This window comes from Caballeronia novacaledonica, assembly GCF_900258035.1.
Taxonomy (GTDB): Bacteria; Pseudomonadota; Gammaproteobacteria; order Burkholderiales; family Burkholderiaceae; genus Caballeronia; species Caballeronia novacaledonica.
The window spans coordinates 1-18222 of sequence record NZ_OGTP01000009.1 but is presented as its reverse complement, the minus strand read 5'-3'; the positions used below and the strand labels follow the sequence as shown (position 1 = coordinate 18222).

The 18222-nt window shown below is 64.4% G+C and carries 23 protein-coding genes and 1 pseudogene; 13 read left to right on the top strand and 11 right to left on the bottom strand.

Annotation, left to right across the window (positions count from 1 at the left end; translation table 11 throughout):
• Nucleotides 1-140 precede the first annotated feature (140 nt).
• Both NOV72_RS14880 and trxA read left to right on the top strand, forming a co-directional pair.
• Nucleotides 141-1040 carry a pirin family protein gene (locus NOV72_RS14880; RefSeq protein WP_106855374.1) on the top strand — a complete coding sequence of 300 codons (900 nt, stop codon included), beginning with the start codon at nucleotides 141-143 and terminating at the stop codon, nucleotides 1038-1040.
• Between the two features lie 74 nt (nucleotides 1041-1114).
• Nucleotides 1115-1963: a thioredoxin gene (gene trxA, locus NOV72_RS14875; protein ID WP_106855373.1), complete on the top strand. Its 849-nt coding sequence runs from the start codon at nucleotides 1115-1117 to the stop codon at nucleotides 1961-1963.
• 51 nt (nucleotides 1964-2014) lie between these two features.
• On the opposite strand, the gene NOV72_RS14870 is transcribed toward trxA, so the two are convergent.
• Nucleotides 2015-2860, bottom strand: a complete 846-nt coding sequence (locus NOV72_RS14870; protein ID WP_106855372.1) for a tRNA threonylcarbamoyladenosine dehydratase — start codon at nucleotides 2858-2860, stop codon at nucleotides 2015-2017.
• Nucleotides 2861-3143: 283 nt separating this feature from the next.
• Here NOV72_RS14870 and pdxH point away from each other — a divergent pair, with 283 nt between their 5' ends.
• The 3 genes from pdxH (at nucleotide 3144) to NOV72_RS14855 (ending at nucleotide 6138) form a co-directional block, all read left to right on the top strand.
• The gene (gene pdxH, locus NOV72_RS14865; RefSeq protein ID WP_106855371.1) at nucleotides 3144-3785 is read left to right on the top strand and encodes a pyridoxamine 5'-phosphate oxidase; all 642 of its coding nucleotides are present in this window, start codon (nucleotides 3144-3146) and stop codon (nucleotides 3783-3785) included.
• Between the two features lie 83 nt (nucleotides 3786-3868).
• A complete protein-coding gene (locus tag NOV72_RS14860) occupies nucleotides 3869-5083 on the top strand; it encodes an SAM-dependent methyltransferase (protein ID WP_106855370.1) in 1215 nt (404 codons plus the stop codon).
• Nucleotides 5047-6138 carry a DUF72 domain-containing protein gene (locus NOV72_RS14855; RefSeq protein ID WP_245933053.1) on the top strand — a complete coding sequence of 364 codons (1092 nt, stop codon included), beginning with the start codon at nucleotides 5047-5049 and terminating at the stop codon, nucleotides 6136-6138. Before NOV72_RS14860 ends, NOV72_RS14855 begins: the two co-directional genes overlap by 37 nt.
• Nucleotides 6139-6145: 7 nt before the next feature.
• Here NOV72_RS14855 and msrA read toward each other — a convergent pair whose 3' ends face one another.
• Nucleotides 6146-6706 carry a peptide-methionine (S)-S-oxide reductase MsrA gene (msrA, locus tag NOV72_RS14850; RefSeq protein ID WP_106855368.1) on the bottom strand — a complete coding sequence of 187 codons (561 nt, stop codon included), beginning with the start codon at nucleotides 6704-6706 and terminating at the stop codon, nucleotides 6146-6148.
• Nucleotides 6707-7028: 322 nt separating this feature from the next.
• On the opposite strand from msrA, the gene NOV72_RS14845 reads away from it, so the two are divergent.
• Nucleotides 7029-7541 (top strand): flavin reductase family protein, encoded by a 513-nt coding sequence (locus NOV72_RS14845; protein WP_106855367.1) that lies wholly within the window; start codon nucleotides 7029-7031, stop codon nucleotides 7539-7541.
• A gap of 3 nt (nucleotides 7542-7544) precedes the next feature.
• Here the strand turns inward: NOV72_RS14845 and NOV72_RS14840 are convergent, their stop codons facing one another.
• Nucleotides 7545-8048 carry an Lrp/AsnC family transcriptional regulator gene (locus NOV72_RS14840; protein ID WP_061119413.1) on the bottom strand — a complete coding sequence of 168 codons (504 nt, stop codon included), beginning with the start codon at nucleotides 8046-8048 and terminating at the stop codon, nucleotides 7545-7547.
• Nucleotides 8049-8181: 133 nt separating this feature from the next.
• On the opposite strand from NOV72_RS14840, the gene kynB reads away from it, so the two are divergent.
• Genes kynB through kynA form a run of 3 tightly spaced genes read left to right on the top strand, consistent with a single transcriptional unit; the run spans nucleotide 8182 to nucleotide 10975 of the window.
• Nucleotides 8182-8808 (top strand): arylformamidase, encoded by a 627-nt coding sequence (kynB, locus tag NOV72_RS14835; protein ID WP_106855366.1) that lies wholly within the window; start codon nucleotides 8182-8184, stop codon nucleotides 8806-8808.
• Nucleotides 8809-8834: 26 nt separating this feature from the next.
• The gene (gene kynU / locus NOV72_RS14830; protein ID WP_106855533.1) at nucleotides 8835-10085 is read left to right on the top strand and encodes a kynureninase; all 1251 of its coding nucleotides are present in this window, start codon (nucleotides 8835-8837) and stop codon (nucleotides 10083-10085) included.
• A 14-nt stretch (nucleotides 10086-10099) separates the two neighbouring features.
• Nucleotides 10100-10975 (top strand): tryptophan 2,3-dioxygenase, encoded by an 876-nt coding sequence (gene kynA / locus NOV72_RS14825; protein WP_106855365.1) that lies wholly within the window; start codon nucleotides 10100-10102, stop codon nucleotides 10973-10975.
• Between the two features lie 4 nt (nucleotides 10976-10979).
• Here kynA and NOV72_RS14820 read toward each other — a convergent pair whose 3' ends face one another.
• A complete protein-coding gene (locus tag NOV72_RS14820; protein WP_106855364.1) occupies nucleotides 10980-11768 on the bottom strand; it encodes an IclR family transcriptional regulator in 789 nt (262 codons plus the stop codon).
• Nucleotides 11769-11894: 126 nt separating this feature from the next.
• Between NOV72_RS14820 and NOV72_RS14815 the strand changes: the two genes are divergently transcribed.
• The 4 genes from NOV72_RS14815 (at nucleotide 11895) to NOV72_RS14800 (ending at nucleotide 14721) form a co-directional block, all read left to right on the top strand.
• The gene (locus NOV72_RS14815) at nucleotides 11895-13085 is read left to right on the top strand and encodes an acyl-CoA dehydrogenase (RefSeq protein ID WP_106855363.1); all 1191 of its coding nucleotides are present in this window, start codon (nucleotides 11895-11897) and stop codon (nucleotides 13083-13085) included.
• 255 nt (nucleotides 13086-13340) lie between these two features.
• Nucleotides 13341-13643, top strand: a complete 303-nt coding sequence (locus NOV72_RS14810; RefSeq protein ID WP_016346183.1) for an ElaB/YgaM/YqjD family protein — start codon at nucleotides 13341-13343, stop codon at nucleotides 13641-13643.
• 178 nt (nucleotides 13644-13821) lie between these two features.
• A complete protein-coding gene (locus NOV72_RS14805) occupies nucleotides 13822-14202 on the top strand; it encodes a phage holin family protein (RefSeq protein WP_106855362.1) in 381 nt (126 codons plus the stop codon).
• Between the two features lie 21 nt (nucleotides 14203-14223).
• On the top strand, nucleotides 14224-14721 hold the full coding sequence (locus tag NOV72_RS14800; RefSeq protein WP_106855361.1) for a DUF3318 domain-containing protein: 498 nt from the start codon (nucleotides 14224-14226) through the stop codon (nucleotides 14719-14721).
• 9 nt (nucleotides 14722-14730) lie between these two features.
• On the opposite strand, the gene NOV72_RS14795 is transcribed toward NOV72_RS14800, so the two are convergent.
• The 7 genes and pseudogenes from NOV72_RS14795 to glyA form a co-directional block, all read right to left on the bottom strand.
• Complete coding sequence (locus NOV72_RS14795; protein ID WP_106855360.1) at nucleotides 14731-15195, bottom strand: type IV pilin protein; 465 nt, start codon at nucleotides 15193-15195, stop codon at nucleotides 14731-14733.
• 9 nt (nucleotides 15196-15204) lie between these two features.
• Nucleotides 15205-15690, bottom strand: coding sequence for a pilus assembly PilX family protein (locus NOV72_RS14790; protein ID WP_106855359.1), 486 nt, complete (start codon nucleotides 15688-15690; stop codon nucleotides 15205-15207).
• Nucleotides 15687-16475, bottom strand: a complete 789-nt coding sequence (locus tag NOV72_RS14785; RefSeq protein ID WP_106855358.1) for a PilW family protein — start codon at nucleotides 16473-16475, stop codon at nucleotides 15687-15689. Before NOV72_RS14785 ends, NOV72_RS14790 begins: the two co-directional genes overlap by 4 nt.
• The gene (locus NOV72_RS14780) at nucleotides 16472-16855 is read right to left on the bottom strand and encodes a type IV pilus modification PilV family protein (protein WP_106855357.1); all 384 of its coding nucleotides are present in this window, start codon (nucleotides 16853-16855) and stop codon (nucleotides 16472-16474) included. Before NOV72_RS14780 ends, NOV72_RS14785 begins: the two co-directional genes overlap by 4 nt.
• Entirely contained in the window at nucleotides 16852-17394 is a 543-nt protein-coding gene (locus tag NOV72_RS14775) for a GspH/FimT family pseudopilin (RefSeq protein WP_106855356.1), read from the bottom strand. Before NOV72_RS14775 ends, NOV72_RS14780 begins: the two co-directional genes overlap by 4 nt.
• 165 nt (nucleotides 17395-17559) lie before the next feature.
• Entirely contained in the window at nucleotides 17560-18042 is a 483-nt protein-coding gene (gene nrdR, locus NOV72_RS14770; protein ID WP_106855355.1) for a transcriptional regulator NrdR, read from the bottom strand.
• A gap of 18 nt (nucleotides 18043-18060) precedes the next feature.
• Nucleotides 18061-18222 (bottom strand): annotated as a pseudogene (gene glyA / locus NOV72_RS14765) (serine hydroxymethyltransferase); the annotation flags it as partial.

Below are 18222 nucleotides of genomic sequence, written 5' to 3'. Positions count from 1 at the left end.
GAAGCCGCACGCGGACCGATGAGCGCGGCGACGTCAAAAACGAGGGCCTCGGCGGCGCGTCTGCGCCGCGCGGCATCGGCCGGTAGAATCGACGGAGCCACGCGCGTCATTCCGGCGCGCGCTCTCCATCGGAACCCGCCATGCCTTCGCCGATCCGCGCATTGCTCAAGCCTCACGAACACGACGTCGGCGGCCTCATGGTGCGGCGCGTGCTGCCCGCGCTCGCGGCGCGCACCGTCGGACCCTTCATCTTTTTCGACCACATCGGTCCCGCAACGCTCGTGCCCGGCAAGGGACTCGACGTGCGCCCGCATCCGCATATCGGACTGGCGACGGTCACGTATCTGTTCGAAGGCGCGATCATGCATCGCGACAGCGTCGGTTCCGTGCAGAAGATCGTGCCCGGCGACGTGAACTGGATGACCGCAGGCCGCGGCATCGTCCATTCCGAACGCACGCCCGATGAAGAACGCGCGTCCGGCCAGACGATGCACGGCATCCAGACCTGGGTGGCGATGCCGGTGGCGAGCGAGGACATCGAGCCTGCGTTCGAGCATCACGCGGCGTCCGCGCTGCCGCAGATCGAGCGCGACGGCGTCACGCTGCGCGTGATCGCGGGCACGGCGTTCGGCTCGCAAGCGCCCACGCGCACGTTTTCGCCGACGCTCTACGTCGCCGCGCAGTTCGCGCCGGGCAGCGCGATCGCGCTCGACACCGAGCACGAGGAACGCGGCGTCTATCTCGTGAGCGGCGATCTGTCGATCGACGGCGAATCGTTGCCCGAACAGAGGATGGCGGTGCTCGCGCCGGGCGCGGACGTGAAGCTGCACAGCGCGAACGGCGCGGTCGCGATGCTGCTCGGCGGTGCGCCGCTCGACGGCTCGCGCTTCATCGAATGGAACTTCGTCTCCAGCTCGCGCGAGAAGATCGACGCGGCCAGGATCGCATGGAGCGAGCAGCGCATGGGCCACGTGCCCGGCGAAACCGAATTCATTCCGCTACCGCCGCCGCGCCGCGAAAATCGCACGCCCGAGGCATGAGGCGTGCGCGCTTGAGAGTCAGGCGGATCGTCCCAATGTGAATGGGATCGACCGCAAGCATTAGGAGAAAACGCATGGATACGACCCTCGCCACCTTCGAGCACGACGTCATCAACGCGTCGATGCTCGCGCCCGTGCTCGTCGATTTCTGGGCGCCCTGGTGCGGCCCGTGCAAGACGCTCGGGCCGATGCTGGAAAAGCTCGAAGCCGAAGCCGCGGGCAAATGGAAGCTCGTCAAGGTGAACGTCGACGAAAACCAGGAACTCGCCGCGCATTTTCAGGTGCGCAGCATTCCGCACGTCGTCGCGTTCGCGGATGGACGCGCGGTCGATCAGTTCATCGGCGTGCTGCCGGAAGGCCAGTTGCGCGAGTTTCTCGACCGTCTCGTGCCGCAAGGCGCCGACGCCGAGCGCCTCGCCGCGCAAGGCGCGTGGGCGGCGGGCAATCGCAAGCTGGCGATCGACACGATCAAGGCCGCGCTCACGCTCGATCCCGGTTACGACGACGCGCGTCTCGACCTGATCGAATGGCTGATCGCGGAACGCCGTATCGACGAGGCGAAGGCAGAAGACGAGCTGCTGTCGCCGAAGACGACGCAAGGCATCGACGCGCGCTACAACGCGCTGAAGACCGAACTCGACGCCGCCGATGCGGCAGCGGATCTGCCGCCCGCCGACGCGCTCATCGAAGCCGTGAACGCGAATCCCGACGATCTCGAAGCACGTTTCGCGCTCGCCAACCGGCTGATCGCGGGCCGCGATTACGGCGGCGCGCTGGAGCATCTGCTCGCGATCGTCGTGCGCGATCGCGCCTTCATGGACGACGTCGGCCGCAAGACGATGCTTTCCGTGTTCGAGCTTGCCGCGAATCAGCCGGACCTCGTATCGCAATGGCGGCGCAAGCTGAGCGCGGCGATCAACTGATCGTCCGCTTCAAGGGACGACGGCCGGCTATCGAAGCCGGCCGTTTTCGTTTCAGGCCGCGCGTTTCGCCAGATCGCGCAGCACGTGCGCGGCGGCCGCGAAGCCGAAGCTGGCCGTCACGCACACGCTCGATCCGAATCCCGCGCAATTGAGTCCGACCGGCCCGGCGTAGCCCGCGCCCGTTTCGAGATGCTCGGCGCCTTCGCTGATATCGCACGCGGGCGCTTCCGGATAGATCAGCGGCTCGTCGGAATACACCGCGCTGACCTTGAAGCGCGCCTTCGGTCCGCGCGGAAAGCCGTGCAGCTTGCGCAACTGGCCGCGCACCTTCGATAGCAACGGATCCTGAATCGTGAGCGCGAGATCGTCGATGCGAATGCGCGTCGGGTCCAGTTGCCCGCCCGCGCCGCCGACCGTGATGAGCGCCTGCTTGCGCGCCACGCACCACGCGATGAGCGCGGTTTTCGTGCGTACGCTGTCGATTGCATCGACCACGTAGTCGAAGCCGCCGCCGAGCGTCGCGTCGAAATTGCCGGGCTCGACGAAGTCCTCGATCTGCCGCACGTCGCAGGCCGGATCGATCAGCTTGATGCGCTCGGCCATCGCCGTGACTTTCGCCTTACCGTAGTTGCCGTCGAGCGCGTGAATCTGCCGGTTCGTGTTGCTTTCGGCGACATTATCGAGATCGATCAGCGTTAGCTTGCCGACAGCACTGCGAGCGAGCGCCTCGGCGACCCACGAGCCCACGCCGCCGATGCCGATCACCGCGACATGCGCGCTTTCGAACGCGGCGAGCGCGGGTGCGCCGTACAGGCGCGCGATGCCGCCGAAGCGCCGGTCGCGATCGGCGGCGTCTTCGGGAGGCGGCGTTACAGCGGTTTCGGATGAAGCGTTCATGGCGTGCGTGGATGAAGCCGGATACGTTGAAAGCAATCTAAAAGCTAGCAAAATGCAGCGCCCGTTGTGCGGCGTCAATCAATGCTTACGGGCGGCTGTCGAGCGTGCGAACTTGGGTGCCCGATCATGCAAAATGCGGGCGAATTGCGTATTCTGCCTTATCGAAACTCTGGACGTGATAGGTGCAAGCGGCGCACCGCCGGCACGCAACAGCTCCAGGGCTAATCAGGGCAAGATCGTTTCACCTTGGCTATACTGACCCGACTGTAGCGCTTGCATAAAAATGACGACCCTCGCAGACCTTCGCAAAAACTATTCGCGCGGCGCGCTCGATGCAGCCGACGTCGCGCCGAATCCCGTGAGCCAGTTCCAGACCTGGTTCGCCCAGGCACTCGACGCGAAGCTGCCCGAACCGAATGCCATGACCCTTGCGACCGTCGATTCGCAAGGCCGCCCGTCCGCGCGCATCGTGCTCATTAAGGGCGTAGACGAACGTGGCTTCGTTTTTTTTACCAATTACGATAGCCGCAAGGGCCGCGAGCTCGCCGCCAATCCCGCGGCGAGCCTGCTGTTCCACTGGATCGAGCTCGAGCGCCAAGTGCGCATCGAGGGACGCGTCGAAAAGACGAGCGACGAGGAAAGCGACGCGTATTACGCGTCGCGTCCGCTCGGCTCGCGCATCGGCGCGTGGGCATCGGATCAGAGCCAGCCGCTCGAAAGCCGCGAGGCGCTGGAAGCGCGCGAACGCGACATGATCGCCCGATACGGCGAAGCGCCGCCGCGCCCGCCGCACTGGGGCGGTTATCGCCTCGTGCCCGATACCCTCGAATTCTGGCAGGGACGCCCGTCGCGCCTGCACGACCGCATCGTCTATACGCGTGATGACGCGGGCGCACCGTGGCGAATCGCGAGGCTCGCACCGTAAGCAGAGCAGCGGCGAATCGGCAGGCAGCACGAACATGAAGGCACGAGCCTTCCCTTGATTTTCTTTAGCGCGGAGAAACAAGCATGTTCTGGGAGAAGAAGCTGACGCAGTGGGTTCAGGAAGTGCGCGACCGGGCCAATCTGCCCGCGCGGCTCGTGCTGTGGGACGGCCAGCAGCACGATTTCGGCCAGTTCGCCGCGCCTCAGGTGACGCTGCACGTGAAGAGCGCGACCGCGCTGCCGTATCTGCTCGAACCGAGTCTCGACAATCTCGGTGAAGCCTATGTGAAGGGCAAGATCGACATCGAGGGAAAGCTCTCCGACATCATCAACATCAGCTATTCGCTCGCGAAAAGCACGGTGACGAGCGCCGGCAAGCTCGCCCGCGTGCGGCGTTACTTCAATCACTCGAAGACGTCGGACAAGAAAGCCATTCAGTACCACTACGATGTGTCGAACGAGTTCTACGAGCTCTGGCTCGACAAGAACATGGTCTACTCCTGCGCGTACTTCGAGAACGGCGACGAAGACATCGACACCGCGCAGCTCAAGAAAATCGACCACATCCTGACGAAGATTCAGCTTGAGCCGGGCCAGCGTCTGCTCGATATCGGCTGCGGCTGGGGCGCGCTCGTGATCCGCGCGGCGCAGAAGTTCGGCGCGAAATGCGTGGGCGTCACGCTCTCCGAGAACCAGTTCAGGCTCGCGACCGAGCGCGTCAAGGCCGCCGGACTCGACAACCAGATCGAAATTCGTCTGCAGGATTATCGCGACATTCCCGGGCAGTTCGACCGCATCACGAGCGTCGGCATGTTCGAGCACGTCGGGCGCAAGAAGCTGCCGGAGTACTTCGCGAAGATCCGCGATCTGCTCGTCGACGACGGCATCGCGATGAATCACGGCATCACGTCGTCGGATGCCGACAGCGGCGAGACTTCGCTCGGCGGCGGCGAGTTCATCGACAAATTCGTGTTCCCGGACGGCGAGCTGCCGCACATCAGCCTCGCGCTCGAAAGCATGCAGCGCGGCGGGCTGGAAGCGCTCGACGTCGAGAGCTTGCGGCGGCATTACGCGCGTACGCTCGACATCTGGGCCGACAAGTTCGAGGAGAATTCGGAGAAAGCGAAGAAGCTCGTCGACGATGAGCACTTCCGCATCTGGCGCGTGTATCTCGCGGGCTGCGCGTACGCGTTCGAAAACGACGACGTGTCGATCTATCAGGTGATCTGCCGCAAGGCGGGGCGCAGCGCGAAGACGCTGCCGTGGTCGCGGCGCTATATCTACGAGAAGGCGCTCTGAACCGCGAGTTCGATCTTTTCGGCGAGCCTGCGTCTGCCTCTGCGCCGGCTTCGGCGGAACCCGCGAAACCGCCGAAGCAGCCCAAGGCGCGCGGCGTACTGCCCGCGCCATCGCAGCCGGAACTCGAATCCATCGCGAAGCGCCTGCCCGACGCGATCCATCTCGGCACATCGACGTGGTCGTTTCCGGGCTGGCGCGGCATCGTCTACGGCGGCGAGTATTCGAACAGCAAGCTCTCCCGCGACGGTCTCACCGCCTACGGCGCGCATCCGCTGCTAAAGAGCGTGTCGATCGACCGCTCGTTTTACGCGCCGCTGTCGCTCGCGGAATACGCGCGCTACGCATCGCAAGTGCCCGCGCACTTTCGCTTCATCGTCAAGGCGCCCGCCTCCGTCACCGATGCCTTCATCCGCGGCGAGCGCGGCACGCCGGACGCGGACAATCCGGCGTTTCTGAATGCGCGGATCGCCATCGATGAATTCGTGACGCCGTGCATCGGCGGTCTCGGCGCGAAAGCGGGCGCGCTCGTGTTCCAGTTCTCGCCGCTGCCCGATGCGATGATCGTCGATCCGGCAGGTTTCATCGAACGGCTGACGACGTTTTTGCACGCGCTGCCGCCGCTCGAAGGCGAGTCGTGCTACGCGGTCGAAATCCGCGACGCGGTCATGCTCACGCCGCGCTTCATCCGCGCGCTGCGCGAGGCGAATGTGCGCTACTGCATCGGCGTGCATGCGCGCATGCCGGACGTGCGCCGTCAGGCGAAGGCGCTCGCGTTGCTGGATGAGGAAAGCATGGGACCGCTTATCGTGCGCTGGAGTCTGCACAGCGGCTTTCGCTATGAACAGGCGAAGGCGAAGTACGAGCCGTTCGACAAGATCGTCGACGAAGACCGCGACACGCGCGAGGCGCTCGCCGAACTCGCCGCCCGCTATGCGATCGCGGGCCAGCCGGTGGTGATCGCGGCGAACAACAAGGCGGAAGGCTCGGCGCCGCTCACATGCTTCGAGCTGGCGCGCGGCATCGCGGCGGAATGCGAGCGCGCGCGCGGCGACTAGAAGCGCATCACGCCTTCAGGCGATGCGCGAACTTCTTGCGGAACTTCGCCACCTTCGGCCCGACGACCGCCGCGCAATAACCCTGATCCGGATGCTGCGCGAAATAGTTCTGGTGATACGCCTCGGCCGGAAAGTAGTCGTCGTCGAGCGGCACGACTTGCGTGACGATGGTCTTGTCGAACACGTCTTCGCGCCCGAGTTCTTCGATCACGTCGAGCGCGGTCGCGCGTTGCTCGTCCGAATGCGTGAACACGGCCGAGCGATACTGCGTGCCGACATCGTTGCCCTGACGGTTGAGTTGGGTCGGATCGTGCGTCGCGAAGAAGATTTCGAGAATTTCGCGATAACCGATGACGGACGGATCGAACACGACCTTCACCACTTCGGCATGTCCCGTGTCGCCGCTGCAAACCTGCTCGTACGACGGATTCACCACCCTGCCGCCCGCATAGCCCGATTCGACCGACTCCACGCCCTGGACCGCGAGAAACACGGCTTCGGTGCACCAGAAACATCCGCCGCCGAGCGTCGCGGTTTCGGTTCTGGCCTGCTCGTTTTGCTGCGTCATGCGCGACTCCTCATCAAGTGCATGCGGCCACGCCGCGGATCATGCATATGGATGCGCCCGGCCGTTTCTTCAATCGTCCGGACGCGATGAATCCGAGCTTACTGGGTTTGGCGAGCCCGCGCTGAAAGCCCCTTGGCGGCGGAAAACTTGCTGCCGGAATACGGTCATTTGGCGGCCGGCGACAGCCGATTCCGATAGAATCGACACAAATCTCCAGTTTTTACATGATTTCTGAAAAGGTTCTTCCGACTGAAGCGCGACGCGCGGCCGGCTCGGCAGCACACGACACACTCGACCGCCCATTTGCCTGCTCATCTGCCAAATGACACGCGCCAAAACCCCGAATTTCGATCCAACCACCTTTCGCGCCGCGCTCGGCCAGTTTGCAACCGGCGTCACCGTCATCACGACGCGCACCGAAAACGGCCAGTTGATCGGCATCACCGCGAGCTCGTTCAATTCGGTATCGCTCAATCCACCGCTCGTGCTGTGGAGTCTCGCGACCAAATCGGCGTCGATGCCGGTGTTCCGCGCGAACAGCCACTACGTCGTGAATGTGCTCGCGGCGTCGCAGATCGACCTGTGCCGGCGTTTCGCCACGGTCAAGGGCGACCGTTTCGCGGGCGTCTCGCACGCCGCCGGCGACACCGGCATGCCCGTGCTCGACGGCGCGCTCGCATGGTTCGAGTGCCACAACCGCAGCCGCTACGACGAGGGCGACCACGTTATTTTCGTCGGTGAAGTGGAGCGTTGCGGCGTGCGCGAAGACGCGACGCAGGTCGCGCCGCTCGTCTTCCAAGCGGGCGGTTTCCACACGCTGGGACCGCTGGAATAACGCTTAGGGCGTGTGCGCGCGCCCCGGCTGTTCGATCAGCGCGACCGGCACGCCCGCGTCGTCTTTCATCGTCTGAAGCACGATGTTCGAGCGGATGTCGATCACGCCGGGCGCCTTATAGAGCTTCGACAGAATGAAGTCGGAGTAATGCTTGAGGTTGTGCGCGAGCACGCGCAGCACGTAATGCGTGTCGCCGGTGACGACGAACGCGCCGACCACTTCCGGCCATTCGCGCACGGCCGCCGCGAACTTCTCGTGCCAGTTTTCCTGGTCGTTGCGCATCGAAACGTGGACGAACGCCTCCAGTTCGATGCCGAGCCGCTCGCGATCGAGGCACGCGCGATAACTCGCGATCACCCCTTCCTCTTCCAGCAGCCGCATTCGACGCAAGCACGCCGACGGCGAGAGCGAAATGCGCTCCGCCAGGTCCAGGTTACTGATCCGTCCATCTTCCTGCAGTACCGCCAGAATTCGGCAATCGGTTGCATCGAGCGTGAAGCCGGTCATTTTTGAGTCCCCTAGCCCATTTCATCGAATTATGTTCTAAGCGCGACACTTTTGGGTGGTTATTTCGCAAGCACCTTTCGAGATAACGCGACTATGATTTGACGCATCTTTACGATTTCTGCTAGGGCGCGTCATGACGCTTCTCGACATTTCCCCGCCGATCGATACTGGCACGCCCGTTTGGCCGGGCGACACGCCGGTCGGTATCGAGCGGGTGTGGCGCATGGAGGCGGGCTCGCCCGTCAACGTGGCGCGACTCACGCTCTCGCCGCACACCGGCGCGCACGCCGACGCGCCGCTCCACTACGACGAACACGGCAAGCCGATCGGCGCAGTCGCGCTCGAGACGTATATCGGCGCGTGCCGCGTCGTGCACTGCATCGGTGCTTCGCCGCTCGTGACGCCCGAACACATCGCCGCGCATCTCGACGGCGTCCCGGCGCGCGTTCTGCTTCGCACGTACACGAACGCGCCGCTCGATGCGTGGGACAGCGCCTTTACCGCCGTCGCGCCGGAAACCATCGACTTGCTGGCTGAAAAAGGCGTGAAACTGATCGGCATCGACACGCCGTCGCTGGATCCGCAAGACTCGAAGACGATGGACGCGCACAGGCGCATCCGCGTCCACGGCATGGCGATCCTCGAAGGTCTCGTGCTCGACGCAGTCGCGCCCGGCGATTACGAACTGATCGCGCTGCCGCTCAAATTCACGTCGCTCGATGCGAGTCCGGTTCGCGCCGTCCTACGTCCGCTTTCCTGATGATCTTCAAATTTATGGACTTTTCGATGAAAAATCGTGACGAAGCCGCCGCGCTCGACCGCGACGATCCGCTTGCCGCGCTGCGCGACCAGTTCGCATTGGTCGACGGCGTGATCTATCTCGACGGCAATTCGCTCGGCGTGCCGCCGAAAGCCTCCGCCGCGCGCGCCGCCGACGTGATCACCGCCGAATGGGGCGAAGGTCTGATCCGAAGCTGGAACACGGCGGGCTGGTTCGCGCTGCCCAAGCGCCTCGGCAACAAGCTCGCACCGCTGATCGGCGCGGGCGAAGACGAAGTCGTCGTGACGGACACGATTTCCGCGAATCTCTTCAAGATTCTCTCGGCCGCGCTCAAGCTCGCGAACGAGCGCGATCCGAAGCGGCGCGTGATCGTCTCCGAACGTTCGAACTTTCCGACCGATCTGTACATCGCGCAGGGTTTGATCGAGCAGCTCGATCGCGGCTACGAACTGCGTCTCGTCGACGATCCTTCGGAACTGCCGGCCACCATCGACGAAAACACCGCGATCGCGATGATCACGCACGTCAATTACCGCACCGGCTACATGCACGACATGGCCGCGCTCACGCAGACGATTCATCGCGCGGGCGCGCTCGCGGTATGGGATCTGGCGCATTCGGCGGGCGCGGTGCCGGTCGATCTGAACGGCGTCGGCGCGGACTATGCCGTTGGTTGCACGTACAAGTATCTGAACGGCGGACCCGGCTCGCCCGCGTTCGTGTGGGTGCCCAAGCGCCATCAGAACGCGTTCTCGCAGCCGCTATCCGGCTGGTGGGGGCACAAAAAACCGTTCGAGATGAACCCGGTGTATCGCCCGGACGACGGCATCGGCCGCTTTCTGTGCGGCACGCAGCCGATCGTGTCGATGTCGCTCGTCGAATGCGGGCTCGACGTGTTTCTGCAAACCGACATGCAGGCGCTGCGCCGCAAGTCGCTCGCGCTGAGCGATCTGTTCATTCGTCTGGTCGAGGAACGTTGCGGCGAATTCCCGCTCTCGCTCGCGACGCCGCGCGAGCATGCACAGCGCGGCTCGCAGGCGAGTTTCGAGCATCCGAACGGCTATGAAGTGATGCAGGCGCTGATCGCGCGCGGCGTGATCGGTGATTATCGCGAGCCGCGCATTCTGCGCTTCGGCTTCACGCCGCTCTACACGCGTTTCGTCGATGTATGGGACGCAGTCGAAGTCCTGCGCGACGTGGTCGCGACCGAAAGCTGGCGCGCGCCGGAGTTCGCCGAGCGCGCATCGGTGACCTGAGAGGAACGTCGACAATGAGCAATACGCAAGGCTGCCCGTTCGGACACGGCGCACAGAACGCGGCGCAAGAAAAAGGCTGGCACGACGCCAAGCTCGATTTCGCCGATTCGATGAGCTACGGCGACTATCTCGGCCTCGATTCGATCCTGAACGCGCAGCATCCGCTTTCGCCGGATCACAACGAGATGCTGTTCATCGTGCAGCATCAGACGAGCGAGCTATGGATGAAGCTCGCGCTCTACGAGTTGCGCGCGGCCCTTTCGGCCGTGCATCGTGACGAACTGCCGCCCGCGTTCAAGATGCTCGCGCGCGTGTCGCGCATTTTCGAGCAACTGGTGCAGGCGTGGAACGTCCTCGCGACGATGACGCCGTCCGAATACACCGCGATGCGTCCGTATCTCGGACAATCGTCGGGGTTTCAGTCGCATCAGTACCGGCAGATCGAGTTCATGCTCGGCAACAAGAACGAGCAGATGCTGAAGCCGCATGCGCATCGGCCGGAGATTCTCGAACAGGTGCGCGAAACGCTCGAAGCGCCCTCTTTCTACGACGAAGTGATCCGCTTGCTCGCGCGACGTGGCTTCGAGATCGATCCGAAGCGCCTCGAGCGCGACTGGGCGCAGCCGACGACGCACGATCCGTCCGTCGAGGCGGCGTGGCTCGCGGTGTATCGCGATCCGTCGCATCACTGGGACTTGTACGAGATGGCGGAAGAGCTCGTCGATCTGGAAGACGCGTTCCGGCAATGGCGCTTCCGGCATGTGACGACGGTGGAGCGCATCATCGGCTTCAAGGGAGGCACGGGCGGCACGGCGGGCGCTTCGTATCTGCGCAAGATGCTCGATGTCGTGCTGTTTCCAGAACTGTGGCACGTCCGCACCGTGCTCTGAATCGTCAAGCGAGACGCGCGGCCAGCGCTTTCAGTTTCGGGCCGATCGTCTCGCGAAAATACGCCTCGTCCATCGACGACGCCGGTCCGCTGCTCGACAGCACGAGCCAGCGTCCGTTGCGCAGATCGCGAAACGGCGCGGCGATGGCGTTCACGTCGTCGTGCCATTCGCGGAACGAATAGCAGCAGCCGTCACGCGCGAAATCGCCGATCGCGCGGCGGGCGGCATCGACCTTTTCCTCGCCTTCGTTTTTCCCGAGTTCGTCGAACAGCGCCTCGCGCGCCGCCGGTTCCTGCACGGCGAGATACGCGCGGCCCATCGAACTCGTGAGCATCGACAGGCGCGAACCGGGCGCGAGGCCGAGCGTCAGCGCCGTCTCGCTGCGGATGGTTTCGAGATAGATCATGTCGAGTCCGTCGCGGCAGCCGAGCGACACCGCCGCGCCGATCTCCCGCGCGAGCGCGCGCATGTGCGGCCGCGCGAGTTCCAGCGTGTCCGCGCCCGCAAGCAGCGTGAATCCGAGCGACAGCACGCCCGTGTCGAGCGCGTATTTGCCCGCGGGTTCGTCGAAACGCAGATAGCCGAGCGTCGTCAGCGTGTAGGCGAGCCGGTTGACGGTCGCCTTCGGCAAACCGGTGCGATCGACGAAATCGCGGTTGCCCAAGAGCGTCTCGCCGGGACGGAACGCGCGCAGCAGGTCCAGTCCGCGTGCGAGCGCGACGACGAACTTGCGCTCGTCGATGTCCTCGGAAGATAGATGGCGCGCGGAATTTCGGTTGGAATCTTTCGTCATCGGGTGATAGACTCGGAGCTGATTTGCAAAACATTGTTTCGCTTAGCGGAACTCATGTCAAGCGCCGCGCGCGCCGGCCGATCCCATCCGCTTCCGGCGCTTTTCGATGAAATCAGGAGATAGCACATGGCCGACGCCGCCCGATTCAACTGGGAAGATCCGCTCTTGCTGGATCAGCAACTGACCGAAGACGAACGCATGGTGCGCGACGCCGCGCGCGCTTACGCGCAGGACAAGCTGCAGCCGCGCGTGATGCAGGCGTTTCGCGAGGAAAAGACCGATCCGGCGATCTTCCGCGAAATGGGCGAACTCGGCCTGCTCGGACCGACGATCCCCGAGCAATACGGCGGTCCGGGTCTGAACTACGTATGCTACGGACTGATCGCCCGCGAAGTGGAACGCGTGGATTCGGGTTATCGCTCGATGATGTCGGTGCAGTCGTCGCTCGTGATGGTGCCGATCAACACCTTCGGCAGCGAAGCGCAGAAGGAAAAATATCTGCCGAAGCTCGCGCGCGGCGAATGGATCGGCTGCTTCGGGCTCACCGAGCCGAACGCGGGCTCCGATCCGGCCAGCATGACCACGCGCGCGAAGAAGGTGCAGAACGGCTTCTCGCTCTCCGGCACGAAGATGTGGATCTCGAATTCGCCGATCGCGGATGTGTTCGTCGTCTGGGCGAAGCTGGAAGAAGACGGCCGCGACGAGATTCGCGGCTTCATCCTGGAGAAAGGCTGGAAGGGGCTGTCGGCGCCGGCGATTCACGGCAAGGTCGGCTTGCGCGCGTCGATCACCGGCGAAATCGTGATGGACGAAGTCTTCGTTCCCGAAGAAAACATACTGCCGGACGTGCGCGGGCTGAAAGGTCCGTTCACGTGCCTGAACTCGGCGCGCTACGGCATCGCGTGGGGCGCGCTCGGCGCGGCGGAAGCATGCTGGCACACGGCGCGGCAATACACGCTGGATCGCAAGCAGTTCGGCCGGCCGCTCGCGGCGAACCAGCTCATCCAGAAGAAGCTCGCCGACATGCAGACCGAAATCACGCTCGGCCTGCAAGGCGTGCTGCGCCTCGGCCGCATGAAGGATGAAGGCACGGCGGCGGTCGAGATCACGTCGATCATGAAGCGCAATTCGTGCGGCAAGGCGCTCGACATCGCCCGACTTGCGCGCGACATGCTCGGCGGCAACGGCATCTCCGATGAATTCGGCGTCGCGCGTCACCTCGTGAATCTCGAAGTGGTGAACACATACGAAGGCACGCACGATATCCACGCGCTGATTCTCGGCCGCGCGCAGACGGGCATTCAGGCGTTTTTCTGAACGGGCTTAGTTCATAAGCGGGAGGGCCGGCGCGGCGTGCGCCGGCCCTTTGTCGTTTCGCCGCATGTAACTTTCGATACGCGCCTGAAACTTTTACGGGTCAGATCGAATCAATCCAGACATTGTCGATGCATCGACGAGGCGTCTGCCACTGGAACGGAAACTGCGTCAGTCCGCCCGGCAGGATGCACGCCTCCTCGTCAGCGACCCCATCTTTGGTTACGATGCGCGTAGCCTTACCGATTGGAGCCTTTAATGTCGGAAATCAACAAGGAGCGATTCATGTCGGATATCAAAACCGTTCTCGCTGACGCCGAAGATCTCTTGAAGCAAGCGGCTACCGCCACTGGTGAACGCGCTTCCGAGTTGCGCGAAACCGCCCTCACTCGTCTGAAGCAAGCGAAGGAAAAGGCCGCCGACGCGCAGGTCGTCGTGATCGAGCGAGGCAAGAAGGCCGCGCGCGCCACCGACGATTACGTCCACGAGCATCCGTGGGCGTCCATCGGGATCGCGGCGGGACTCGGCATGGTGATCGGGCTGCTGATCAACCGCAAGTAACCGCCGTCGCTGCTCAATGGCCCGCGGATTGCTAATCTGCTTTTTGTCGCGGTCCCCGCTGGACTGAACCGCGAGCGCCTTGCCCGGGCGCGCGGCTCGACACTCGCACCGGCCGGCCGCTTCACGCGCCGACCGGATCACAAAAAAGCGGCACCAACGCGCTTCTCGCATTCAAGCCATGACGACCGATCGGCCAACGCAGCAATCGTCCCCCGGACCGCTGCGACGAATTCTGAGCTCCGCCTTCGCCATCTTCGAGACGCGCCTTGAACTCATCGGGATCGAGCTTCAAGAGGAGAAGGAGCGGCTCATCGGCGTGCTTTTTCTCGGGCTCGCCTCCATGATGCTCGCCATGATGGCGCTCATCTCCCTCACGGTGCTGATCGCCATTTTCTTCTGGGACACGTATCGCTGGCAGGCGCTAGGCGGCATCACGCTTCTGTATGCGCTGATCGCGATTGCATGCGGTCTGCGCGCACGCAGCAATCTGCGCGATGCGCCCAACATGTTCGACGACACGCTCGCCGAATTCCGCAAAGACCGCGACACGTTCCGCTGATCTCCGCGCCCAATCGAAGCCATGAGCCAACACGACGACACTTTCAAATCGCCCAAGCGCACCAAAATGCAGAAGCTGCGCACGCCGCACATGCGCGCGCTGCGCAAGGAACTGCTGATCGCTCGCGCGGATGTCGAGCGCATGGAACTGCGCCAGGCAACACACGATCTGCGCTCGTCCGTCACGCATTTCAGCTTTCTGCGCTTTCTGATGCCGGGCGGCGGCTCGCGACGCTGGGGCAAGCGCCGCGGGACTTCCGGCGGTATCGGCGGCGTGCTCGGTTCGCTGCTTGGCTCGGGCAATATCGGTATGCTCCTCAAGCAGTATCCGATCGTCGGCTCGCTCGCGTCGCTCGTTCTCACGAAGCCCGTGAGGACGAAGCTCCTCAGCAGCGCCAAGCCCGTGCTCAAATGGGGCGGTCTCGCGCTCGCCGGATGGGAAGGCTGGCGCATCTATCAGCAGATGAAGTCCGCCGCGCCCGAGACTTCGAACGACGCCGCCGATCCAACCGTCTTCTGAATCACCGCCTCAGCCCTTCCCGGCCCAGCACGACGCCGACTGTGCCGCGTCGAGCGGCGTGGCCGAGCCGGGCGCGTGATTCCAGCGCAGTCCGGTCGCGTCGATGACGAAGGCGCCGCAGACGTCGTCCTGCATCGCGCCGGGTGAGATGGGCACGGCTTCGACCGCGTAGCCGCCATTCGCCGCCGATTCCGGCAACATGGCGACGCTGTACACCGCCGTCCCGCTCGGCGGCGCGCGATCGAGACCGGCGCCGAGCGCGATCGCCTCGCCACTTTCCGACGTTTGCGCGAGCCGCGCCGTTTCGACGTACTGAACGGCGCGCACCAACCCCGACGCCGCATCGAGCCGGTGCGCCTTCGCCACGTGCGTTCGATACGCCGGAATGGCGAATGTCGCGATGATCGCGGCGACGCCCAGCGCGATCATCAATTCCAGCAGGCTGAAGCCTTTTTCGCTGCTGCGTTCGTTCATGCCGGCTCCTCAAAAAGGCCTGGCGACGACGCGCCGCCAGTGCTGCGTGCGCGTCCCATCGGCGATATCGATGCGAAGTTGAAGCCACGCCTCGGAATCCGCCGTTGCGCCAAACCCTCGCGACGTGACGAGATACGACCCGCTCCCCCACGCTTCGATCAGACATTGCGGCGCGCGGCGCGCGTACGGCCAGACCGCAAACGGCACGATAGCCGCAGCGGTCGCTCCTTCGAACGATGTTTTCGCTCGCCATCGCGACGGTTCGTCTTTGGACGACTGGCTCGCCGGCGGCAGCGCAAGGGACAGCATCCGGCTGCATCGGATCAGCGCGCTGTCCGCCGCGTGAAACGCCTGCGCGCGCTCGCGTGTCGCGACGGTCGTGCGCGCCGCCACGAGCGATGTCTGCAACCACGCGCCCGCCGTGATGAGCATCATCGCGGCGAGAATCAGGACGATCGGCAACGTGGCGCCGTGCGTTCGGGAACGTCGCTTCATTGCGCGCCTCCGGATGTCATCGCGGGCGAATTGCGTATCGCGACGCGCCGCCAGAAAACCTGGCGTGCGCGGCCGTCATCGGCGTAGGCTGGCGAGCCGTTGCAATCGACGTAATTCGTTCTCCGCTTCGCGTTCACGGCGAATCCGCGCACGAGGACGCAAATGTCGGCGGCGTAGACATCGCGCCAGCCTTCGCGCGCCACGGCCGATGCATCCAGCGCCAACGGCGATCCCGCTCGCCAAACCATCACGCGAAGCCGTTCGATCCCTTCGACGATCGGCTGGGACTGCTTGCCGCTGCCCTCGCAAAAAAGCTCGGGCTCGCCGGTCGAACTGCTGGCCTTCGCGTAAAAGCGATTCGTGACGATGGCGTCGGCGACGTTCTGGCCGATGCAATCGGTCGGCATGCCCGCGCTCGACGGCCAGGTGGACACGACGTCGGCGGCGTATCGAATCTGCAGGCCGTCGGAATGACTGGCGAGCGACTCGCACGATGCCGCCGATTCCGTGCCGACGACGCGGCCTTGCGCGCAGCCGAATATCGATGCGTCCATGTTCGCGTCCGAACCCGGCGCGAAGCCGGCCATCTGAAGCTGCTGGCCCAGCATGTCCAGCGCGGTCGATGCGGCGTCGTGCATACGAGCGGCGTCGGCGGCACGATCGAACGCGGCGCGCTGCCCGCGATAGAGCGACAACGACGCGGTCACGATCAACATGCCGAGCGCGAGCGCGATCGTCATTTCGAGCAGCGTATGACCGCGCGATGAGAAGTCACGCGTAGTCATCGCGCGAACGCCATCGCAACGCACGACGTGAACGGCTTCGCCTGCGGCTCCGGACACGGATCCGACCGGTCGTCCGCGCGCCAGCTCACCGTCGCGATACGCACGCCGTCCGCGCGATCGGACACGGCGACATCGCCCGCAGGCAGCATCGACGACGCCCTCGCCTGCCATTGCGACACGATCGCTGAGCGGTCCGCGTCGCTGCGAATGCCTTCCGCCACCGAATCCGCGATGAACGTCGCGCGTTCCCGCAGCAACGCCGACCGCTCGCCGCGGGCAAGCGCGCTTTGCACCGCCACGAGCCCGAGCGTGCTGACGGCCGTGAGCGTCAACGCGATCATCACTTCGATCAGCGAATCTCCCCGTTGCGCGCGCTTCATGCCGACGCTCCGCAGCCGCCTTGCGTCATGCGCGCCCGGCCGCCTGCCGCGAGCCTTATGCATCGGCGCGATGCGGGATTCGCGGCGGGGTCGGCGCCGCGCGGACCGACATCGAAGCTGCGAAATCCGCCGATCACCTGCCCTGCTGGCGGCGTGAAAGACAGGTCGGTCGACGTCGCCGCGATGGCGATCGATGTCATCGCCGGCTGCATGCGCAGGAGCGTCGAAACGCCGTCGCGATCGACGAACACGCCCCATCCGCACGACCAGTCGGTGACGCCGGCCTCGCAGCTTCGTCCCGCCGCGAGGCAATGACGCGACGCGTCGATCCGGCACAGCGTGACGCGCGCGCCGCGCCTCACGGCTTCGGCATGCGCAAGTGAAAGAGTGGAAAAGAGCGAACGCGCCCGCGCATCGACCTGATCGCGCACCTGCCACGCGACGAACGACGGCGTGGCGAACGTCGCGAGGATCGCCATCACGGCGAGCACCACGCACAGTTCGACGAGCGTGAAACCCTGTTTTGAAGCGTTGACCATCTGCAATCCTCATCGATCGAATCGAGCCGAAAGACGCAATCTAGCGAGAAGGAATGCACGCCGCCATTAGCCGAATGGACGAGTGTTCACACCGCCCGATGCCCGGCACACTGCGCGAGCGAACGACAGGAATTCAGGTCTGGGAGGACAACGATGCGGAACGGATCAGCGCTTGCGCGAAGTCGATTTCTTCGGCGCGGCACGCCGGAATTCTTCGAGCACGTCTTCGAATTCGGAGACGTCTTCGAAACGCTTGTAGACAGACGCGAAACGCACGTAGGCGATGGTATCGAGCTGCCGCAACTCGTTCATGACGAGTTCGCCGAGCCGTTCGCTCTGCACTTCGCGCTCGCCGCTGCCGAGCAACTGATACTCGATGCGGGACGCGGCGGCGTCGATCGCGTCGGCCGCGACCGGGCGCTTTCTCAGCGCAAGCTGCATGCTCGCGACAATCTTGCGACGGTCGAACTCGGTGCGGCTGCCGTCCTTCTTGACGACGGTCGGCAGCGCCAGTTCGACGCGCTCATAGGTCGTGAAACGCTTGTCGCACGAAGGACAGCGCCTTCGCCGCCGAATGGCTGCGCCATCCTCCGACACGCGAGAATCCACGACCTGGGTATCTTCGTGTCGGCAGAATGGGCAGCGCATAGGCGTCGGGCTCGCGAATTAACGGTAGACCGGGAAACGCTTGGTCAGATCGGCCACTTGCGCACGCACGCGCTCGATGGTCGCCTGGTCTTCCGGATTGTCGAGCACATCGGCGATCAGGTTACCGACGATCTCCGCTTCCTTCACGCCGAAGCCGCGCGTGGTCATCGCGGGCGAGCC

Coding starts and splice junctions, on each gene's coding strand:
- NOV72_RS14880 (WP_106855374.1), top strand. CDS start 141: ATGCCTTCGCCGATCCGCGCATTGCTCAAGCCTCACGAACACGACGTC.
- trxA (WP_106855373.1), top strand. CDS start 1,115: ATGGATACGACCCTCGCCACCTTCGAGCACGACGTCATCAACGCGTCG.
- NOV72_RS14870 (WP_106855372.1), bottom strand. CDS start 2,860: ATGAACGCTTCATCCGAAACCGCTGTAACGCCGCCTCCCGAAGACGCC.
- pdxH (WP_106855371.1), top strand. CDS start 3,144: ATGACGACCCTCGCAGACCTTCGCAAAAACTATTCGCGCGGCGCGCTC.
- NOV72_RS14860 (WP_106855370.1), top strand. CDS start 3,869: ATGTTCTGGGAGAAGAAGCTGACGCAGTGGGTTCAGGAAGTGCGCGAC.
- msrA (WP_106855368.1), bottom strand. CDS start 6,706: ATGACGCAGCAAAACGAGCAGGCCAGAACCGAAACCGCGACGCTCGGC.
- NOV72_RS14845 (WP_106855367.1), top strand. CDS start 7,029: ATGACACGCGCCAAAACCCCGAATTTCGATCCAACCACCTTTCGCGCC.
- NOV72_RS14840 (WP_061119413.1), bottom strand. CDS start 8,048: ATGACCGGCTTCACGCTCGATGCAACCGATTGCCGAATTCTGGCGGTA.
- kynB (WP_106855366.1), top strand. CDS start 8,182: ATGACGCTTCTCGACATTTCCCCGCCGATCGATACTGGCACGCCCGTT.
- kynU (WP_106855533.1), top strand. CDS start 8,835: ATGAAAAATCGTGACGAAGCCGCCGCGCTCGACCGCGACGATCCGCTT.
- kynA (WP_106855365.1), top strand. CDS start 10,100: ATGAGCAATACGCAAGGCTGCCCGTTCGGACACGGCGCACAGAACGCG.
- NOV72_RS14820 (WP_106855364.1), bottom strand. CDS start 11,768: ATGACGAAAGATTCCAACCGAAATTCCGCGCGCCATCTATCTTCCGAG.
- NOV72_RS14815 (WP_106855363.1), top strand. CDS start 11,895: ATGGCCGACGCCGCCCGATTCAACTGGGAAGATCCGCTCTTGCTGGAT.
- NOV72_RS14810 (WP_016346183.1), top strand. CDS start 13,341: ATGTCGGAAATCAACAAGGAGCGATTCATGTCGGATATCAAAACCGTT.
- NOV72_RS14805 (WP_106855362.1), top strand. CDS start 13,822: ATGACGACCGATCGGCCAACGCAGCAATCGTCCCCCGGACCGCTGCGA.
- NOV72_RS14800 (WP_106855361.1), top strand. CDS start 14,224: ATGAGCCAACACGACGACACTTTCAAATCGCCCAAGCGCACCAAAATG.
- NOV72_RS14795 (WP_106855360.1), bottom strand. CDS start 15,195: ATGAACGAACGCAGCAGCGAAAAAGGCTTCAGCCTGCTGGAATTGATG.
- NOV72_RS14790 (WP_106855359.1), bottom strand. CDS start 15,690: ATGAAGCGACGTTCCCGAACGCACGGCGCCACGTTGCCGATCGTCCTG.
- NOV72_RS14785 (WP_106855358.1), bottom strand. CDS start 16,475: ATGACTACGCGTGACTTCTCATCGCGCGGTCATACGCTGCTCGAAATG.
- NOV72_RS14780 (WP_106855357.1), bottom strand. CDS start 16,855: ATGAAGCGCGCGCAACGGGGAGATTCGCTGATCGAAGTGATGATCGCG.
- NOV72_RS14775 (WP_106855356.1), bottom strand. CDS start 17,394: ATGGTCAACGCTTCAAAACAGGGTTTCACGCTCGTCGAACTGTGCGTG.
- nrdR (WP_106855355.1), bottom strand. CDS start 18,042: ATGCGCTGCCCATTCTGCCGACACGAAGATACCCAGGTCGTGGATTCT.